Annotated in this window: 14 protein-coding genes; 1 reads left to right on the top strand and 13 read right to left on the bottom strand. The window is 70.8% G+C overall.

Annotation, left to right across the window (positions count from 1 at the left end):
- Positions 1 to 57: 57 nt before the first annotated feature.
- The 5 genes from manD to uxaC form a co-directional block, all read right to left on the bottom strand.
- A complete protein-coding gene (gene manD, locus ACFC1I_RS00800) occupies positions 58 to 1,296 on the bottom strand; it encodes a D-mannonate dehydratase ManD (RefSeq protein ID WP_376005855.1) in 1,239 nt (412 codons plus the stop codon).
- Positions 1,293 to 2,681 carry a glucuronide transporter gene (uidB, locus tag ACFC1I_RS00795; RefSeq protein WP_376005854.1) on the bottom strand — a complete coding sequence of 463 codons (1,389 nt, stop codon included), beginning with the start codon at positions 2,679 to 2,681 and terminating at the stop codon, positions 1,293 to 1,295. Before uidB ends, manD begins: the two co-directional genes overlap by 4 nt.
- Before the next feature lie 44 nt (positions 2,682 to 2,725).
- On the bottom strand, positions 2,726 to 4,507 hold the full coding sequence (gene uidA / locus ACFC1I_RS00790; protein WP_376005853.1) for a beta-glucuronidase: 1,782 nt from the start codon (positions 4,505 to 4,507) through the stop codon (positions 2,726 to 2,728).
- A gap of 90 nt (positions 4,508 to 4,597) precedes the next feature.
- Positions 4,598 to 6,007: a mannitol dehydrogenase family protein gene (locus ACFC1I_RS00785; RefSeq protein WP_376005851.1), complete on the bottom strand. Its 1,410-nt coding sequence runs from the start codon at positions 6,005 to 6,007 to the stop codon at positions 4,598 to 4,600.
- Positions 6,004 to 7,410 carry a glucuronate isomerase gene (uxaC, locus tag ACFC1I_RS00780; RefSeq protein ID WP_376005849.1) on the bottom strand — a complete coding sequence of 469 codons (1,407 nt, stop codon included), beginning with the start codon at positions 7,408 to 7,410 and terminating at the stop codon, positions 6,004 to 6,006. Before uxaC ends, ACFC1I_RS00785 begins: the two co-directional genes overlap by 4 nt.
- A 134-nt stretch (positions 7,411 to 7,544) precedes the next feature.
- Between uxaC and ACFC1I_RS00775 the strand changes: the two genes are divergently transcribed.
- A complete protein-coding gene (locus ACFC1I_RS00775) occupies positions 7,545 to 8,615 on the top strand; it encodes a LacI family DNA-binding transcriptional regulator (RefSeq protein ID WP_376005847.1) in 1,071 nt (356 codons plus the stop codon).
- Here the strand turns inward: ACFC1I_RS00775 and ACFC1I_RS00770 are convergent.
- The 8 genes from ACFC1I_RS00770 to ACFC1I_RS00735 all read right to left on the bottom strand — a co-directional run bounded on the left by ACFC1I_RS00770 (position 8,596) and on the right by ACFC1I_RS00735 (position 19,586).
- Complete coding sequence (locus ACFC1I_RS00770) at positions 8,596 to 9,591, bottom strand: LacI family DNA-binding transcriptional regulator (RefSeq protein WP_376005845.1); 996 nt, start codon at positions 9,589 to 9,591, stop codon at positions 8,596 to 8,598. The genes ACFC1I_RS00775 and ACFC1I_RS00770 overlap by 20 nt on opposite strands.
- Positions 9,592 to 9,600: 9 nt before the next feature.
- Positions 9,601 to 10,614, bottom strand: a complete 1,014-nt coding sequence (locus ACFC1I_RS00765; protein WP_376005843.1) for an acetylxylan esterase — start codon at positions 10,612 to 10,614, stop codon at positions 9,601 to 9,603.
- Positions 10,614 to 11,993: a Gfo/Idh/MocA family protein gene (locus tag ACFC1I_RS00760; protein WP_376005841.1), complete on the bottom strand. Its 1,380-nt coding sequence runs from the start codon at positions 11,991 to 11,993 to the stop codon at positions 10,614 to 10,616. Before ACFC1I_RS00760 ends, ACFC1I_RS00765 begins: the two co-directional genes overlap by 1 nt.
- Positions 11,994 to 12,013: 20 nt before the next feature.
- Positions 12,014 to 15,484, bottom strand: a complete 3,471-nt coding sequence (locus tag ACFC1I_RS00755; RefSeq protein WP_376005839.1) for a hypothetical protein — start codon at positions 15,482 to 15,484, stop codon at positions 12,014 to 12,016.
- A 31-nt stretch (positions 15,485 to 15,515) separates the two neighbouring features.
- A complete protein-coding gene (locus tag ACFC1I_RS00750; RefSeq protein ID WP_376005837.1) occupies positions 15,516 to 16,454 on the bottom strand; it encodes a carbohydrate ABC transporter permease in 939 nt (312 codons plus the stop codon).
- Positions 16,451 to 17,434, bottom strand: coding sequence for a carbohydrate ABC transporter permease (locus ACFC1I_RS00745; protein ID WP_376005835.1), 984 nt, complete (start codon positions 17,432 to 17,434; stop codon positions 16,451 to 16,453). The genes ACFC1I_RS00750 and ACFC1I_RS00745 overlap by 4 nt, the downstream gene beginning before the upstream one ends.
- A 79-nt stretch (positions 17,435 to 17,513) precedes the next feature.
- Positions 17,514 to 18,923 (bottom strand): ABC transporter substrate-binding protein, encoded by a 1,410-nt coding sequence (locus ACFC1I_RS00740; RefSeq protein WP_376005833.1) that lies wholly within the window; start codon positions 18,921 to 18,923, stop codon positions 17,514 to 17,516.
- A gap of 42 nt (positions 18,924 to 18,965) precedes the next feature.
- Positions 18,966 to 19,586 (bottom strand): alpha/beta hydrolase, encoded by a 621-nt coding sequence (locus ACFC1I_RS00735; RefSeq protein ID WP_376005831.1) that lies wholly within the window; start codon positions 19,584 to 19,586, stop codon positions 18,966 to 18,968.
- Positions 19,587 to 19,659: the final 73 nt, after the last annotated feature.

Here is a 19,659-nt window from a genome sequence, read left to right as displayed (position 1 = left end):
CAGCCTACCCGGGCGCCCCGCAGACCACGATTCGCTGCGGAGCACCAGAGGGTCGGGTCACCAGTCGTGGACGGTGCCGTCGAGCAGTCGGTTGTACGGGAGGTACGCCTGGGCGTACGGGTACTTGCCGGCCTCGTCGACGTCGAGGTCGACGCCGAGTCCGGGCTTGTCTCCCGGGTGGAGGTAGCCGTCGGTCCACGTGAAGGACTGCTGGAAGACCTGGTCGGTCTTCGCGCCGTGCTTCATGTACTCCTGGATGCCGAAGTTGTGGATCGCGAGCCCCAGGTGCATGGCGGCGGCCATGCCGACGGGCGAGATGTCGGTCGGCCCGTGCATGCCGGACTTGATCTGGTACATCGCGGCGTAGTCGAGCGTCTTCTTGAGCGGCGAGATGCCGCCCATGTGCGTGACCGCACCGCGGACGTAGTCGATGAGCTGGTCGCGGATGATGTCCTTGAAGTCCCAGATGGTGTTGAAGATCTCGCCGATCGCGAGCGGCGTCGTGGTGTGCTGGCGCACGAGCCGCAGCGCCTCCTGGTTCTCGGCGGGCGTGCAGTCCTCGAGCCAGAACAGGTCGTAGGGTTCCAGGTCCTTGCCGAGGCGGGCCGCCTGGATCGGGGTCATGCGGTGGTGCCCGTCGTGCAGCAGCGGGATGTCGGGGCCGAACTCGTTGCGGACGGCCTCGAACACGCCGGGCAGATGGGTGAGGTAGGCGCGGGTGTCCCAGTCCTCCTCGACGGGCTTCGCGCCGCGACGCGCCGGCTCGTGGTCGTAGCGGACCGTCGCGTCGCCGACGTCGGCGCCCTGCGCGGCGATGCCGTAGATCGCCTTCAGGGTCGGCACGCCCGTCTGCACCCGGATGGCTTTGTAGCCCTGCTCCTGGTACGCACGGATCGAGTCGAACAGCTCGGGAAGCTCCTTGCCGGACGCGTGCCCGTAGGCCATGAGCCCGTTGCGGGAGGCGCCGCCCAGCAGCTGGTACACCGGCATCCCGGCCGCTTTGCCCTTGATGTCCCACAGCGCCATGTCGACCGAGGCGATCGCGGCCATGGTGACCGGGCCGCGACGCCAGTAGGCCGAGCGGTACAGGAACTGCCACGTGTCCTCGATCTTCGAGGCATCCGCGCCGATGAGGAGGGGGACGACGTGCTCGGTGAGGTAGGCGACGACGGCGAGCTCGCGGCCGTTGAGGGTCGCGTCACCCAGACCGGTGAGGCCGTCGGCGGTCGTGAGTTTGAGGGTGACGAAGTTGCGATCGGGGCTGGTGACGATGACTTCAGCCTTGTCGATGATCATGGCCGGGTCCCTTCGGGTGAGTGAGCGTGACGCTCGGCGATCTCGTCGACGAGCTGCCGGTGCCGGGCGTCGGTGAGCGGGTAGAAGAACATGACGACGATGGCGATGAGCGCGGCGACGGCGGGCAGGAGGCCCGCGGCGGCGCGGATGCCCCACTCGGCCGCCTCGGACTGCACCTCGGCGCCGGCGGCGTAACCGCCGATCGCCAGGGCGTAGGCAGCGAGCGCGCCGCCGACCGCCTGGCCCGTCTTGCGGGTGAAGGAGAACAGCGCGTAGATGATGCCCTCGGCGCGCACGCCGGTCTTCCATTCGCCGTACTCGACGGTGTCGGCCTCGAGCGCCCACACCAGCATGTTCACGAGCACGATGCCGAACTGGCACAGCACGAGTCCGCCGAAGGCCAGCCACGCGAGGCTCGGCGGCGCGAGGAACACCACCAGCCCGCCGACGACCATGACCGCGCCGCCCGTGATGTAGCCGGCGCGCTTGCCGAAGCGGCGCACGATCGAGGGCACCGCCGCGGCGACGGCGAAGGTCAGGACGAGCTGCACGATCGACATCACCGCGTACATCGGGAGGGCGTGGAGCACGTCGCGGAGGTAGTACAGCTGCACGGTGCTGAGCGCCAGCATCCCGGTGAGGAAGACGAACGAGCTCAGGCACAGCATGAGCAGGGGGCGGTTGCTCTTGAGGATCGCGAAGCTCTGGCGCATGCTCACCCGCGGCACATCGCGCACCACGGTCTCTTTCGCGGTGAAGAACGTGAACATGTAGAGCGCGAACCCGACGACCACGAACCCGAGTGTCATGAACGTGAAGAGGGACTGCAGGTCGCGATCGGGCGTGAGGAGCGGTGCGACGAAGACGCCGAGCCCCGCACCGACGACCATCGCGCCGATCGTGCGGGCGCTGGCCAGCTTCGCCCGCTCGCCGGCGTTGCGCGTCATCGCGCCGGCGAGCGACCCGAACGGGATGTTCACCAGGCTGTACGCGAGCCCGAGCGCGGCGTAGGTCAGGTACGCGTAAATCAACACGCCCGTCTCGCCGATCTGCGGCACCGAGAAGGTGGCGACGCTCAGGAGGAGGAGCGGGAGCGACCCGAACAGGATGAACGGGCGGAACTTGCCGAACCGCTTGCTGTAGGTGCGGTCGACGACGCGGCCGGCGAAGATGTCGGCGAACGCGTCGAACACGCGCACCACGAGCAGCAGCGTGCCCGCGGCGGCGGCGCTGATGCCGGCGACGTCGGTGTAGTAGACGAGCAGGAACATCGTCGCCGTGGTGAACGCGAGGTTGTTCGCGGCGTCGCCGGCGCCGTAGCCGACGACGCTGAGTGGGCGCAGGCGATCCGACGTGCGGGGGGCGGTCTGGGTGGCGGTGGTCATCATGGGCTTCCTTGCCGGGATGGTCGGGTGGGGTCTGGTTCGGTTCAGTCCGCGTCGCGGAGGGCGCTCCAGCGCGCGCGGAGGGCGTGAGCGGCGGCCTTGGGACGGCGGTCGCGCGTGAAGACGCCCTTCTTGTTGCCGTCGACGCGGAAGATCCCGGCGGACGTCTGGAAGTCGGCGAAGTTCCACACCTGCTCCCCCACCACGGCCGGCACGCGGTCGTGGACGCGGTGGAACAGATCGAGCAGCGCGACCTGGTACTCCTCGGTCCAGGGCTGGTCCCAGACGGAGTGCAGGCCCGGCATCGTGTCGCCGCCGTACTCGGTCATGATGAGCGGGCGCGCGTACTTCTCCTGCCACTGCTCGAGCTCGGCCTCGAGTCCCGCCTCGGCCGAGGCGAGGTCGCCGGTGTCGACGTACCAGCCGTAGTACCGGTTGAGGCAGATCACGTCGAACAGGTCGGCCACCCGCTCCTTCTCAGGGGGCGCCATCATCACGTTGACGTAGGTGACCGGGCGCGACGGGTCGGCCTCGCGCGTCGCCTCGACGAGCGGGGCGAAGTACTCGCGCGCGCCCTCCTCGTTCGACGCGGGCTCGTTGGCGATCGACCACATCACGACGCTCGGGTGGTTCTTGTCGCGCGCGATCAGCTCACGGATGTGATCGGCGTGCGCCTGCTGCGCGCGGTCGTTGATCGTGTCGGGGCTGAACGTCGCCGGCCCCTTCTGCCCGCTCAGCCCGCCGATGAGCCCCAGGTTCAGGCCGACGGCGGCGGTCTCGTCGATCACGACGATGCCGTGGCGGTCGGCGTAGTCCATGACCTCCTCGGCGTACGGGTAGTGCGAGGTGCGGAACGAGTTCGCGCCGATCCAGTCGATGAGCTCGAAGTCGTGCACGAGGTACGCGTCGTCGTGGCCCTTGCCGCGGACCGCGCTGTCTTCGTGCTTGCCGAACCCGGTGAAGTAGAACGGCTCGCCGTTGATGAGGAACTCGAGCCCGCGCACCTCGACGGTGCGGATCCCGACCGGCAGCCGGTACTCGTCCACGACGACGCCCTCACCGTCGAGGGCTTCGGCCGTGAGTTCGTACAGGTAGCCGGCACCCGGCTGCCACAGCGTCGCGTCTGCGACGCGCAGCTCGCCCGTCGCAGCGTCTGCGTGCGCGACCGGCCGGGCCGCGGCATCCGTCAGCGTCACGCGTACCGCCGCCGCGCCGGAAGTCTCGACGGCATACCGGACGATGCCGTCGGCGCCGTCGATGTCGGTCGTGACCGTGATGTCGGAGACGTGCACAGCGGGCCGGCTTGCGAGCCACACCGACCGCGCGAGACCGGCGTAGTTGTAGAAGTCGTGGTAGTACCGCTGCACCTGACGGCCGTCGGCGAGTGTCTCGACGCGCCCCGGAGGCTGGGTCTCGTTCGTGAGGACGTTGCTGACGCCGATCGTCAGGCGGAAGGCGCCGCCGGCGGTGACGTGGTCGGTGATGTCGGCCTCGAACGGCAGGTACCCGCCGACGTGGCGGACGACCTCGGTGTCGTCGACGTAGACGACGCCCTCGTGGGTGGCCGCGTCGACGCGCACGACGATGCGCTCCCCCGCCCAGCCGCGCGGCACGCGCACGTCGCGCTGATACCAGACCCAGCCGACGTGGTCGCGGATCGCCGAGTCGGTGAAGAGGTCGTTGTAGCTGGACGGCACCGGCGCCTCGAGCGGGGTGTCGAGCACCGCCGCCCACGGCTGCGGCACGTCAGGGGTGTCGAGGGCGAACCGCCACAGTCCGTCGAGGCGGACGAGTTCGCGCGTCGGGGAGGTCTGCGGCTTCAGCATGGGGTTTCCTTCGGTGTCAGAGGTGGGTACGAGATTCAGTAGAACAGCGGGTGAAACGGGAGGCAATCGGTTGCCATTTGTTGGCGGCGGTCAGCGCGCGGCGAACTGCTCGGCGGCGCGCGACACGGCACGCACCAGTGCCGGTTCGTCGACGAGACGCGGGTCGATGAGCGTCAGAAGGGCGACGATCGCCGCCTCCCCTCCCCGTGCGACGGCGTCGGGAAGAGCCGGGCCGACGCGGTCGGCGGGCAGCCGGCCGCTACGTGCCGCCGCGACCCAGGCCGCGAGCGCGATCACTCCCCCGGCGCCGTCGCGCCCGGCGGCGCGCTCGGCGAGCAGCACCGGCGCGATGCGCACGCGGAGCTTCGTGGTGCCGTCCTGGCCGATCTGCGCGAGCAGGTGCTGGATGCGGGCGTTATCGAACCGCTCCCGCAGCGCCTCGCGGTACGCAGGAAGGTCGAGCCCTTCGGCCGGCAGGTGCCGCACCGCTTCGTCCCAGAACTGCGCGACCCAGCCGCGCACGGCGGCGTCGCCGATCGCTTCGGCCACGGTGGCGTGGCCACGCGCCGCGCCCGCATACGCGAGCAGCGAGTGCGCGCCGTTGAGCAGCCAGAGCTTGCGCCGCTCGAACGGGTCGATGTCGTCGACGAACCGCGCGCCCGCACGTTCCCACTCCGGGCGCCCCGCGGGGAAGGCTCCGCTCAGCACCCAGTCGTGGAACGGCTCGGTCGCCACCGGGCTCCGGTCGATCCACCCCGTCGACCGCTCGACGGCCGCGACGTCGTCAGGCGTCGCCTTCGGCGTGATGCGGTCGACCGAGGTCGTGACGAAGGCCACCTGCTCTGCGACGTAGTCGTGTGCGGCGATGGATGCTGCGGCCTCCGCGAGTGCGAGGAGGCCGGTGCGTGTGAGCTCACCGTTGCCGGGCAGGTTGTCGCACGAGACGATCGCGATGGCGCCGGCGTCGGCGCGGCGACGGGCTTCCAGTCCGACCAGGAGCCGGGCGAGCGCCGTCCGCGGCGCCGCGTTCAGGTCACGTTCCTGCAGGGCGCGACGCAGGAGCTCGACGTCGGAAGCGACCGCCTCGTTCGCGAGATCAAGACCACCGTCGCCGGCGAGGGCGTACCCGGCCTCGGTGATCGTCAGGGTCACGACCGCGGTCTCGGGAGCCGCGAGCGTGGCGGCGAGCCGGTCGACGCGGGCGCCGTCGACGGCCTCGGAGATCGCGCCGATCACGGTGACGGCGTCGCCGGTGCGGCTGCGCTCGGTGAGCGTGTACAGGCCGTCCTGCGCCGAGAGCTCGTCGGCGGCACGCGGGCTCCGGCCCGTGAACGCCCGGATGCCCCACTGCCGGCCGTCGTCGACCGCATCCGTGTACCAGGCCTGGTGCGCGCGCTGGAAGGCGCCGAGCCCGAGATGGGCGATGCGCACGGGCGCGGGGTCGTACGGGCGGCCGCTGCGCTCGGCGGCGGTCGCGCGGCTGAGGGGCACGCCGGTCACAGCTTGAACGCCTTCCGCGGGATGGCGTCGACGAGATCGACCGCGATGCGCTCGGCACGCGTGAGCGGGATGCGCCCTTCGCGCACGAGGCGTGCGAGGAAGCCGGCGTCGAGCCGGCGCGCCATGTCGTGCCGCGCCGGGATGGACAGGAACGCCCGGGTGTCGTCGATGAAGCCGGAGCCGCGATAGAAGCCCGCCGTCTCGGTCACGGCGGACCGGAACCGCCGCACCGCGTCGGGAGCGTCGAGGAACCACCACGGCGCGCCGATGAACAGGCTCGGATAGAAGCCGGCCAGCGGCGCGACCTCGCGCGAATACACCGTCTCGTCGACCGCGAACAGCACGATGTGCAGACCGGGCGTGAGGCCGTGCTTCTCGAGGAGCGGCCGCAGGTTCTCGGTGTAGGTGGTGGTCAGCGGGATGTCGTGGCCGGTGTCGGCGCCGAACCGATCGAAGGTCGTCGTCGAGTGGTTGCGGTGCACGCCGGGGTGAACCGTCATCACCAGCCCGTCGCGCGCGCTCATTCCCGCCATGCGCAGCAGCATGTTGCCGCGGAACTCGCGCGCGCCCGCCGCGTCGAGGTCGCCGGCTACCGCCTGGCGGTACAGCCGAGCGGCTTCGTCGTCGGGCAGGTCGACCGTGTACGGCTCGACCACACCGTGGTCGGCCGAGACGGCGCCGCGCGCGACGAAGTACGCGCGGCGCGCCTCGAGGGCGGCGAGGTAGCCCGTGAAGTCGTCGGCCGAGGCGCCCTGCGTCGACGTCAGTCGCTCGACGCGCTCGGCGAACCCCGGGGCGGCGGGGTCGAGGTAGGCATCCGGGCGGAAGGTCGGCAGGACGCGCCCGCTCCAGCTCTCGTCCCGCGCGAGCGCCGCGTGCGCGGCGAGGTCGTCGAGCGGGTCGTCGGTCGTCGCCAGCACCTCGATGCCGAACTGTTCGAACAGCGCACGAGGCCGGTACGCAGCATCCGTCAATCGTGTCGCGATGGTGTCGAAGATCGCATCGGCCGTCTCGGCGGACGGTTCGACGTCGATACCGAAGAGGGTCGCGAACTCGTGCGAGAGCCAATAGCCCGAGGCGGTCCCCGCGAACACATGCCAGTTCTCGGCGAACAGGCGCCACACCGCGCGGGGGTCGACCGGCGCCGCCGTGCCCGCGCCGAGGGCGGCGAGGTCGATCCCGGAGGCGTGCAGCAGCCGCGTGACGTAGTGGTCGCGCGTGATGAACAGTTCGGCGGGGTCGGAGAACGGGGCGTCGTCGAGCAGCAGCCGAGGATCGACGTGCCCGTGCGGCGAGAGGATCGGGTGGTCGGCGATCGTGGCGTACAGGTGCCGCGCGACCGCGCGCGTCTGCGGATCGACGGGCAGCAGCCGGTCGTCGTCGAGTTCGAGCGTGTCGGGCATCGTCCCATGATCCGAGCGGGCCCGATGGAGCGTCAACCGGTTGCCATTTGTGGCCATGGCGCCGTTCCGGACGATGGCTAGGGGGCGATGGCGTCCGGTTGCCATCGGCATGCCATCGTCATACGATGCGCGGGATGAGCGACAACTCCCGGCGGGCGAAGGGCGACGGCTCGCGGCCGACCATCTACGACGTGGCCGCGGCCGCCGGGGTGGCGCCGTCGACGGTGTCGCGCGCGTTCGCGCGGCCCGGACGGGTGAACGCCGAGACAGCCGAGCGCATCCGCCAGGTCGCCGCCGAGATGGGATACCGCACGAATCCGCTGGCGCGCGCCCTGCCGACGGGGCGCACGTCGCTCCTCGCGGTCATCGTCGCGGACGTCACGAACCCGTTCTTCTTCGAGATCCTCCGCGGCGCGGAGGAGGTCGCGACCGAGGCGGGCTACACGCTGCTCGTCGCCGACGTGCAGGAGTCCATGGAGGCCGAGCGGCGCGCGCTCGACCGGACGCTGCCGATGGTGGAGGGGCTCGTGCTCGCGACCTCGCGCATGTCGGACTCGTCGATCCGCGTCGCCGCGAAGCAGCGGCCCACCGTCGTACTGAACCGCGCGATGAGCGACATCGCGAGCGTCGCCACCGACAACGCGCGCGGCACGCGGCGGGCCGTCGAGCACCTCGCGGAACTCGGCCACACCACGATCACCTATCTGGCCGGTCCCGATGCGTCGTGGGCCAGCGGCGTGCGCTGGCAGGCGCTGCGCGAGGCCGCGCACGAACTCGGGCTGCGCGCGCGACGCCTGGGTCCGTTCGCCCCGACGCAGGCGGGCGGCCTCGCCGCGGCGGAGGCGTTCGTGGACTCCCCCGGCACCGCCGTGCTCGCCTACAACGACCTCATGGCGATCGGGCTCATGCGCGGGCTCACGGGCCACGGCATCCGCATCCCCGCGGACGTGTCGGTGGTGGGCTTCGACAACATCTTCGGCGCCGACTTCTGCACGCCGCAGCTCACGACCGTCGCCGCTCCGCTGCGGGAACTGGGCAAGGTGGCGGTGGCTACGCTGCTCCGCGATCTGCGGACTCCCCCGCGACCGGGACAGCGGGAGCCGCTGAAGACCGCGCTGCTGCCCGCGCGACTGGTGGTGCGCGAATCGACGGGGGCTGTGAGCCCTGCCGGCGAGGGAGCGGACGTCAGCTGGACGGGCCCCTGATCAGCTGGGGCTCGACGAAGCGCTCCCCGCCGACGGACGACGGCTCGATGACGTTGTCGGCAGCGACGGCTCCGACACGCATGAGGTCGAGGTCGATCGTCGTGAGGCGACGGAGCTTCTGATCGACGATGACCTCCTCCCAGTTGTCGACGCCGACGACGGCGACGTCTTCCGGCACCCGCATGCCGCGCGCTGCCAGCGCATCGAGCACACCGAACCCCATGTGGTCGTTGCCGCAGAACACCGCGTCGAAGTCGGTGCCGGAATCGAGGAGAACGCCCACGGCCTGCTCGCCCCATTCCTGACGCCACGAGCCGTACAGCGTCGCGACGGGCGCGACCCCGGCCTCGTCGAGCGCACGACGCATCCCGGACTCGCGGCGACGGACGGCGAGGTCCTCGCGGTCGGCGGACACGTACGCGATGCGCGTGCGCCCGCCGTCGAGCAGGTGGCGCGTGGCGAGGTAGCCGGCCTGCTCGTTGTCGGGCACGAAGACCGAGTCCTCGGGGTTGTCGGACGCCGCGAACGCGTAGGTCACCGGCACCTGGAACTGGTGGCTCAATGACGGCGTGACACGGCCGTACCCGGCGCCGACCACAAGCAGGCCGTCGATGCGCCGATCCTGGAGCGTGCGGATGCTCTCGGTCATCTCGTGATGCGCGTTGATGCGGCCGTCGAAGACGAGCGCGGCGCGCTCGCGCCGGCCCAGTTCGAGGATCGCCCCCATCACGACCGCGCGGGAGAAGGTCGCCGTCGCCCGGTGGGTCAACAGGCCCACGGTGCGGCTGCGTCCGGAGGCGAACGACTGCGCGAGGGCGTTCGGGCGGAAGTCGAGGCGGTCGGCGACTTCGCGCACGCGCGCCATCGTCGCCGCCGAGACGAGCGGGCTGCCGTTGAGCGCCTTCGACGCCGTCGCCTTCGACACCCCGGCCACCGCGGCGACGTCGCTCAGTCGCACAGCTCTTTGCGTGACCATCAGGAGATCCTACTGACCGGTCGCCGCGAACAGCGAGAGCTCGAGCCCACGGTCCGGAATCCGGGCCGCACCGAGGTGCGTGTCGAGGAACCGCACCTGAGCCGGCCAGTGCTCGGCGCCGCCGCCTTCGTGCTCGTTGAACTCGAACGCCACCATGCTCTTGTCGGCACCCGCGTACGCGTTGTAGGCCGCGAACACGGTCGACGGCGGGCACACCGGGTCCTGCAAGCCGGCCGAGAAGAGCGCCGGCGCGACCGCCCGTGCGGCGAAGTTCACCCCGTCGAAGTACGAGAGGGTGCGGAACACCTCGTCGGAACGACCGCGATGGATCGAGAGGTAGCGCGCCACCTCCTGGTACGGATCGCGGCCCGTCATTCCCACCGCCCGACGGAAGTGGCAGAGGAACGGGACGTCGACGACGGCGGCGGCAACGCCGTCGTGAACACCGGCGACGGCGAGCGCGATGCCGCCGCCCTGGCTGCCCCCGGCGACCGCGACCGCGTCGGCGTCGACCCCGTCGAGCGCGCGCACGGCGTCGACGCACCGCGCAGCATCCGTGAACACCCGCCGGTAGTAGTACGTCTCGGGCGAGCCGATGCCGCGCGTGACGAAGCCGGGAACGCTCGGCTCCGATCCGTGCGGATCCGCGGTGTCGGCGGCGGCCTGCCCGCGCGTGTCCATGACGATGTGCGCGAAACCGGCCGCCGCCCAGGTCATCCGCTGCTGCGGCATGCCGCGGCCGCCGCCGTAGCCCAGGAACTCGACGACCGCAGGCAGGGGCTCCTCGGTGTGCGCGGGACGCAGGTACCAGGCGTGGACGGGTTCCCCCGCGAACCCGGGGAACACCAACTCGGAGGCGCGGATCACCCGGAGCGGGACGGCCGCATCGCGAACGGTCGCCGCGCCGCCGGCCGCCCGCGCCTCGGTCAGCGTCGCGCGCCAGAAGTCGTCGAAGTCCTCCGGCTCGGCGACAGCCGGGCGGTAGCGCTCGAGCTCGTCGAGAGGCAGATCGAAGCGGGACATCAGGATGCCGCCACAGCAGTGTCGGTCGCCGGCTGCAGTGCTGCGGCGGCCGGCCCGAACGGGAGATCGCTCGTCTGCACCGGCAGTCCCGAGACCAGCGAGGCGTTCCCCGCGACGCCGACGGCCATCGCGCGCACCCCGTCGAGCCACGATGCCGCGTGACCGAGGGGATCGTCGCCGGCGCCGTCGAACAGGTCACGCAGAAGCGCGTCGTCCGCGCCGCCGTGGCCGCCCGCGACACGGGCGATCGGGACCTCGCGGGCCGCCCCGAAGTGCTGCTGCACGACGAGCCGCTCCCCCACCCGGCGCCCCGTGTCGTCCGCGACGTCCTGCGGGTGCGCGCTCGGGTCGACGACCTGCTGCCGGCCGGTCGCATCGAGCAGGATCGCGCCGCGCTCGACGACCGAGAGCTCCGCGCGGCCACGGGTGCCGTTCACCGCGACCGTGTAGCCCTCCCACGGCGAATGGGCGTTGAGTGCGTACGTCATGCTGCTGCCTCGTGCGTAATCGACGATCAGCGACAGGTTGTCTTCGATGGTGATGTCGTCGGCGAAGACGTCGCGGTCACGGAGGTAGCCGTCGTGCGCCTCCTGCTCGTAGTAGAGGCCGCGCAGCACCTCGTGCTCGCGCAGGTCGAGCGAGAACGGATCGCGCTCGGCGACATCGACCGTGCCCCGCGCCGGCCGCGGGCCGAGCCCCCGCCGTTCGGCGTTGCCGGCGCCGTAGAAGCGCAGTCCCCCGGTGGCGAAGACGCGCTCGGGCAGATCGTCCAGCCACCAGTTCACCAGGTCGAAGTGGTGCGAGGACTTGTGGACGAGCAGGCCGCCGGAGTTCTGCTTGAGACGGTGCCAGCGACGGAAGTAGTCGGCACCGTGCGACGTGTCGAGGAGCCACTCGAAGTGCACCGACGTGATCTCGCCGAGCTCGCCCTCGGCGATGAGCCGCTTGAGCGCCGTGTTGCGGGGCGAGTAGCGGTAGTTGAACGTCACGGTGACGGAGCGCCCGGTGCGCTCGACGGCGGCCGCGATCCGGCGCACCCCCTCGGCATCGGTCGTGAGCGGCTTCTCGACGATCGCATCAGCGCCGCCCTCGAGCGCGGCCACGACCAGATCGGCGTGCGCGAAGTCCGGGGCGGTCACGATCACGCGCTCGATCCCGTACCGGGCGATCGCGTCGGCGAGGTCTGCCGCCTCGAACCGCTCGGGGGCGGAGCGCCCGGCATCGACGAGCCGCCGTTCGTTCCAGTCGAGGCGGCCGGGGTTCGGGTCGGCCCACGCGACGAGGTGCGCGCGCTCCGCGTACGGGCCGCTGAGCGCCTCGAGATACAGCTGGGCGCGCGCGCCGGTGCCGATGAGCGCGTACCGGGTCGGTCGGGTCATGGGTGTGGTCCTCTCAGTGGTTAGTCGTCGCATGCGACCGCGGGCGCCGCGACGTCGACGGTGGCGTACGAGCCGGCGGGCGCAGCATCCGTTCCCGGCACGTAGGCGGTGACCCGGACGCTGCCCGCGGCGATCTCCGGGTCGGTGGAGCGCAGCCGGAGCACGGCCGCCGCGCCGGCGGGGACGGACGAGCGCTCCGCCTCGGCGAATCCGCTCTGCACGCTCAGGTCGCTGCGGGCGTCGCCGGCATTGCGCACCTTCACGGCCCAGAGCGGTCGCTTTCCCACGCAGAGACCCTGAACGGATGCCTCGACCGCCGCGCCGTCGGTGACAAGCGGCAGCACCGGCACGAACAGGGACGCGTTCTTCGCGGAGCCGATGCCGCTGCCCCACTCGTAGAAGCCCTCACGCACGCCGCCGTCGTTGTCGTTCACCAGGATCGAGAACGAGAACGCGCCGTCGCGGGGGTCGATGCCCAGCACCTCCCACGGGACGGTGAGGTCGTACGACGTCGTCGTGCCGGTGCGGGTCACGACCGCCGTCGCGTCGTCGACGACGCCGACGGGCGCCGTGTAGCGGTAGACGCCCGCGCCGTCGGCGCCCAGGTATGCGCCGAGTTCGACGCGCGACTGCGGGTCGGCCCCGGGGATGCCGCGTGCGACAGCGAACTGCAGCGAGTCGCCCGACCAGAGCCGGTCGATCGACGCGGCGGCAGAGTGGTCCTGATCGGTCACCGCTGACCGCACTCGCAGTCCGTCGGGGCTCCACGACAGGGCGAACGTGCCGCCGAGGTCGTCGGGGTCCGGCGAGCCGCCGGCGATCGTCACGTACGACGCGCGGTCACGCCAGGGCACGTCCACCGGGGTGGCGGGCTCGGCGGGGATCGCCGCGAGAGCTGTCGTACCCGTGAGCGTCCGCCCGCCCGACGGTGTGGACGCGGTGACCGTGAAGGGGTACGGCTGCCACGGCGCGAGACCGGGAGAGTCGATCCCGACGGATCGCGCCTCGCCCTCGGCGAGGGTCGTGGGCGGCAGCGCGCCGGTGGCGGGGCCGACCGTGTACGAGACATCCGCGACCGTGGCCTCTCCGGCCCCGGCGAGGTTCTGCATCGTCAAGGCCAGGTGCGGGCCCGCGCCCGGCGCGGATCCGACGGCGGGGCCGACCGCGAGCACGGGGTTCTCGACCACCTGCGCGACATCGTCGACGAACGCGACGACGCCGTCGTCGGCGTGCACCGTGTACGCGAGCGGCCGGGTGCCGAGTTCGCGGAGCGGTGCGAGGGTCGTTGTTCCTTCAACCGCCGCGTCGTCGCCGCTGAGTACGGTGGTGCCGCCGACGGGCCCGGAGACCGAGACGTCGCCGGTGATCGCCAGTGCGGCGCGGTCGACGTGCACCGGCACCGCGGGGGCTCCGTTCAATGCGATCCGATCCGGGGTGGCGATCACCACCGCGGGATCGGCGACGAGCGCCGGCGTCGCGACAGCGCCGCTGAGGAACACGGGGTTCGCGCCCACGGTCAGCTCGATCCGCCCGTTCGAGCGTGCCTGCCACGAGCGTCCATCGCCCTGCGTGAGCCGGGCATCGGCCGACGTCTCGACGCCGAAGGTCATCGGCTGTGCGGTCGCCCACAGCATCCGCAGCACGTCACCCGCAGCATCCGTGAAGTCCGCGATCATGGCACCGTCGAGCCGGTGCAGCTCGGTGAGCTCGCGGCCCGCGGTCAGCCGGTTGAAGACCGCCAGTGCGGGGTACGCGGGCTTCGGCGTGAGTGCCGTGCCGCCGTCGTCGGGCAGACGCGAGATGCCGAAGTTGTGCTCCTGCTCGGCCGGATTGTGACCGGAGTCGATGAGCTCGTAGTAGACGATGCGCTCGACCCCGGCGGCCTCGAGGAGGGCGGCGGAACGGACGACGTACGCGGCCTGCTGCTGCTCTGTGGTGCCGCCGGTCGTGGTCGTCCAGCCGTGCTCGCTGAGCCAGATCGGGATGCCGGAGCCCGGCGCGTACTCGTCGATCAGCGCGCGGAGGGTGGCGACGCCCGCTTCGGTGCGGCCTTCCGGCGCCACCGGGAAGTCGTACGTGTGATAGCTGACCGCATCGAGGTGCTGCAGCGCGCCGAGCGCGAACAGCTCCTCCATGAAGTCCCACTTGGCGCCCGCGCTGACGGGGCCGACCACGCGCGCACCCGGGGCGGCGGCGTGGATCGCCGCGGCCGCGGGGACGAGCAGGTCGTAATAGCAGGCGGCCGTCATGCCGCAGGCGCCGTTGTTGAAGGTGTGGTTGAACTCGTTGTAGATCTCGTAGTCGACGTCGGCCCCGTAGTGGGCGGCCGCAGCGGCCGCGTAGCTCGCGAAGGCCGCGATGCCCTCCGGCGAACTCGGCGTCTTGCCGCCGTCGTACCAGCGGCTGAAGTACGCGAGGATCACCAGCGGCCGCTCCCCCCGCGCCTTCGCTGCCGCGAGCTGCGCGTCGAAGAGCGCGGGGAACTCGTACACCCCCGGCGCGGTCTCGATCGTGTCCCACGACGGCCCTTCGCGCAGGACACCGGCGTTCAACGGCGCCATCAGCGCGTCGACCTGGTCGACCGAGTAGCGGTTGACGTGCACGGCGACGCCCACGGGACGGCGGGACTCGGCCTGAGTCGCGGACGGCGGCTGGACGATCGCCAGCGTCCCGGTCCTCGTCGCGGCGACGGGCGCGTCGACCGACAGGGTGACCGAGTAGTAGCCCGCGGGGAGCGCCGAGAGATCGATGCGCGCGGTGTCATCCGTGACAGCGGCAGAGCCGGAGTCGATGCGCTGGCCCGAGGATGCGCGGACGTCCCACGCGACGCTGTCGGCGATCGTCGTGACGCCGACCTCGGCCTCGCCCACCTCGTACACGAGCGCGGTGTCGGAGAACGCCAGCGTTCCCGGTGGCGGGTTGTGCGATTCGAACGAGGGATTGATCACGAGGTTCGTGGCGCTGCCCGGTGCCGTCATCCGCACGTCGTCGACCCACACCGTGCCGGTGCCGCGCACCAGGAACCGCATGACGAACGTCATGCTCCCGGCGGGCTGGGTGTATGTCCATTCCAGGCGGGTCCAGTCGTTGGTGCCGGCCGGCAGCTCGACCCGCTGGGAGTGGTCGCCGCTGAGTACGACGTATGCGGCGCCGGACGACGAGAGGTTCTCCGTGCGGACCCACGCGCTCATCGCGTAGGTCGTGCCGCCGTTGGCGCGGATGTTCTGGCGGAGGTCGACGTACTTGGTGGAGTAGGCGGAGGCGAACTCGATCCGCGCGGAGGCCGCGCCGTCATGCGCGGTGCCGGTGTCGGCGCGGATGACGAAATCCGGGGCGCCGGAGACGTTCGCGCTCCAGCCGTCGAACGAGTCCGACTCGGCGATGGTCGCGGACGCCCGCGGCGCGGTCGCCAGGAGGAGTCCGCCCACCATGACGAGGGCGGCGATGATCGCGAGGGCGCGCGACGATGCGCGCCGATGAGTGTGAGTCACGGCTGATTCCGTTCCGGGCGACCTTCTTCGGTCACCCCTTGATCGCACCGGCCTGGCCGGCGCTGCGGAGGAACTGACGCTGGAACAACAGGAAGAGGGCGATGGGAATGATCACCGAGATGAACATCCCGGCCATCAGCAGGCTGGTCGGCGCCGTGTCGCTGACGCGATAGAGGCCCACCGAGAGCGGCTGGAGGTCGGGCGACGGCAGCACGAGGAGCGGCCAGAGGAACTCCTTCCACGACCCGACGATCGTCAGGAGCGACACCACCCCGATGACCGGGCGCGACATCGGCAGCACGATCGACCAGAACACGCGGAACACCCCGGCACCGTCGATCCGGGCGGCCTCGAAAACATCCCGGGGCAGCCGGTCGAAGAAGCGGGCGACGAGGAGCACGTTGAAGGCGCTGGCGGCGGTCGGCAGCCACACCGCCCAGAACGTGTTGACGAGATTCACGCCGATCAGCGGCACGTCGAGGATCGTGACGTACAGCGAGATCAGCGACACGACGCCCGGGATGAAGAGCGTCGCGAGGACGGCGATGTTGACCGCCTTGGCGTACTTCGGCCGAAGGATTGCGATGCCGTACCCACCGGTGAGGGCGACGAGCAGGCCGAAGAACCAGCATCCGGCCGCCATCCACACGGTGTTGAGCAGGTACTGCCCGATCCGGATCTGCGACCACGCGTCGGGCAGGTTCTGCCATTGGATGCCGCTGGGCCACCACTCGAACGGGTACTTGAGGATGTCCTGGCTCGTCGAGAGGGCTGCTTTGAAGAGCCACAGCAGCGGACCGAACGAGACCACCACGAGCCCCGCGATCAGGACCACGGCGAGGATGCGCGTCACGATCCGCACGGTGCGGCTGCTGCGGTCCAGCGCCGAGATGTTCGACCGCTCCTCCGACTCGTCCTTGTCGCGGGAGCGCGTGACGATGGCGCGCACCGTGGTCGTCACGGACGTCATGATTCACTCCACTTCCGCGTGAGACGCAGATAGATGGCGGAGACCACGCTCAGCACGAGCGCGAGCAGCAGGCTCAGCGCTGTCGCCTTGCCGAAGTCGCCCGACAGGAAGGCGTAGTTGTAGATGAGCATCAGAAGGGTGACCGTGCGGTTCTCCGGCCCTCCGCCGGTCATGACGAACGGATCGGTGAAGACCTGCATGGTCCCGATGATCTGCAGGAGCAGCATCAGCAGGATGACGCTGCGCAGCTGCGGGAGGGTGACGTGCCACATCCGCTGCAGGATCGACGCGCCGTCGACCTCCGCAGCGTCGTACAGCTCGGCCTGGATCGACATGAGCGCGGCGAGATAGATGATCGTCGCGGTGCCCGCGGTCGCCCAGGTCGCCTGGATGACGATGCTGGGCATCGCGAGCGCGGGATCCTGCAGCCACCCGATCGGCCCGAGGCCGAACCAGCCCAGCACGGTGTTGAAGAGGCCCGATGCCGAGGGATCGTAGAACTGCTTCCAGAGCAGCACGCTCACGACCGGCGGGATGATCACGGGCAGGTAGACCAGCACGCTCGAGATCTGGCGACTGCGCCGCAGCTCGGCCATCAGCATCGCCATCAGGATCGGCAGGGGGAACCCGATGAGCAGCGCGAGCGTCGCGAACCAGACGGTGTTCCCCGCCGCCGTCCACAGCAGCGGATCGGCCAGCACCCGCTCGAAGTTGCGCAGCCCGACCCACGACGGCTCGGTGATCAGGTCCGTGCTCTGGAATGCCAGGATGAGGCTCTTCAGGATCGGCCACCATGCGAAATAGCCGAACGTGATCAGCAACGGCAGGAAGATCACCAGCGTCGAGACGCCGCCCCGGCGCACCCATGAGGTGAACGCGGCGACCGGTCCGCGGCGCCGGCGAGGATCCTTCGCCGGCGGCCGCGCGTCGGCCGGGACGGCGTCGCGCTCGGCGAGCACGGGTGGGGCGGTGGCGGTCACGGTGGTTCTCCCGTCGGGTGTGGAGTCGGGGTTTGCGTCCGGGTGGCCGCGGCACGCGGCCGCGACCACCCGGAGCGCGTCAGCCGGCGTCGACCAGGTCCTGGACCTGCGTCTGAGCGGCCTTCAGGAGCTGCGTGAAGTCGGCGTCCTCACGGGTGAGGACGGCCTGCACCACCGGGTCGAGTGCGGCGTACAGCTCCTGCGCCTTCTTCGCCGGCTCAGGCACGATCGTCGCGTTCGCGAGGCTGTCGAGGTAGGCCGTGTAGTTCTCACGCGGCACGTTGATGTACGGCTCGATCCAGCCGAGGTAGGTGTCGTACTGCTCCTCCGACACGACCGGCACCTCCGGGAGGCCGACGGGGAGGTCATCCGCCACCTGCGCCTCGGCCCAGGTCGTGGCCGCCTCCTCGTCGACGTACCGGTCGAGGAAGTAGAACTTCGTCCACTCCAGCGCCGCGCACAGCTGGTCGGGCGTCGCCTTCGGGTTGTACCACTGGATGTTGCCGCCGCCGAGCACACCGGCGGGGTCGTCGCCGACGGGGAACGGCGCCAGGCCGAAGTCCTCCTTCGGCATCCCGCGGCCGATCACCAGGCTGTTGTAGAGGTTGGCGCCGTTCAGGCTCTGCCCGATGACGCCGGCGGCGAGGTCGTCGCGGACGGCGTTGTTGTCGTACAGGTAGTTGGCGCCCGCAGCATCCTTCTCCCACCGCACGTCGTGGAGGAACTGCAGGCTCGCCTCCATGCCCGGCGTGTCGAGCGTGACGGTCGTCGTGTCGCCGTCGACCTCTTCGACGAGATCGCCGTTCGAGTACGACATCGATGTGAGCAGCCAGCCGCCCGTGTTCGCGGTGGTCGGGATGATGAAGCCGGTCTGCCCGGTCTCCTCCGTCACCGTCGCGGCGGCGTCGAGCACCTCGTCCCACGTCGCCGGCGGGGCGTCGGGATCGAGCCCCGCCTCTTCGAACAGGGCGCGGTCGTAGATGAGGCCCATCGTGTAGGCGGCGCGGACGACGCCGAAGGTGTGTCCATCGGCGTCCTGCGTGACCGCGGCCAGCTGCGGGTTCAGCTGGCTCAGCACGTCGTCGTCTTCGACGTACGCCGTGATGTCGGCCGCCTGCCCGCGCTCGATGAGGGACTGGATGTCGGTGAAAGGCACCTGGAGCGTCGTCGGAAGCGTTCCGCCGACGAGGAGGGCGGGGAACGTGGTGACGTCGTACTTCGTCTCCTCGTCGTCGATCGTGATGTTCGGGTGCGCCTTCTCGAACGCCGCGACCGCGTTCTGCCATGCTTCGAGGTTCGCCGCCTGGTCCGCTGTCGGGCGCTCGCCCACCGTGATGGTGACGTCCGCGTCGGGATCGCAGGCGACGGCCGCGGCCGACGGCGATGCCGCCGGCGCGGCTCCCCCTGCACATCCGCTCACCACGAGGCCCGCGATCGCGACGGTGGCGACCGCGCCTCCCGCGCGAAGCCAACGATGCTGCTGTGTCATCTCTTCTACTCCCTCGTAGCTCGGTTCCGTCGTCTCATATCGCTAACAACCGGTTTCAGTACTCTTGCCCAATCGAGCCCCGCTGTCAACCAGGAATCGTTTTCTCACCCAGCCGCCGGAGTCGAGCCAGCGCTCACAGGCCGCCGTCCACTCCACTCCCGGACCACCGAGGGCGCAACCATGACCGCCCACCGGGTACAGGTGCAGCTCGTGCGCCACGCGCTCGCGACGTAGCGCCTGCGAGAGGAGCAGCGAGTGGTCCGCCGGAACCTTCTCGTCGTCGAGTGAATGGAAGATGAAGAACGGCGGCGCGTCCGGCGTGACCAGCGTCTCGAGCGACAGATCCGACCGCGCGCCGCTGTCGTCCCGCCCTCCGAGCAGCACCTCACTGGACCCTTGATGGGAGTGCGATTCCAGCGAAACCACGGGGTATCCGAGGATGACGGCGTCCGGTCGCGCGTGCGGTGAGGCGGGGCCGAGTGCCGCCAGTCCCGCGGCGTGGCCGCCCGCCGAGAAGCCCACCGCGAGCACGCGATCCGCGCCCTCGCGGCGGAGCTCCGCGATCCGGGCGCCGATCGCCGCGTGCGCGGCCGGATGGGGCCGGCCGACGGGGTACCGGAAGACGCTCGCGGGGATTCCCAGCGCCTCGAGCCACTCCACCACGGGTTCCGCCTCGTGGGGCGCGTGACTGCGGTAGCTTCCTCCTGGAAGCACGAGTGCGTGACAGGGCATGACC

It is taken from the genome of Microbacterium sp. NPDC056044 (assembly GCF_042267145.1).
Taxonomy (GTDB): Bacteria; Actinomycetota; Actinomycetes; order Actinomycetales; family Microbacteriaceae; genus Microbacterium.
This window is presented reverse-complemented; position numbering and strand designations above follow the sequence as displayed.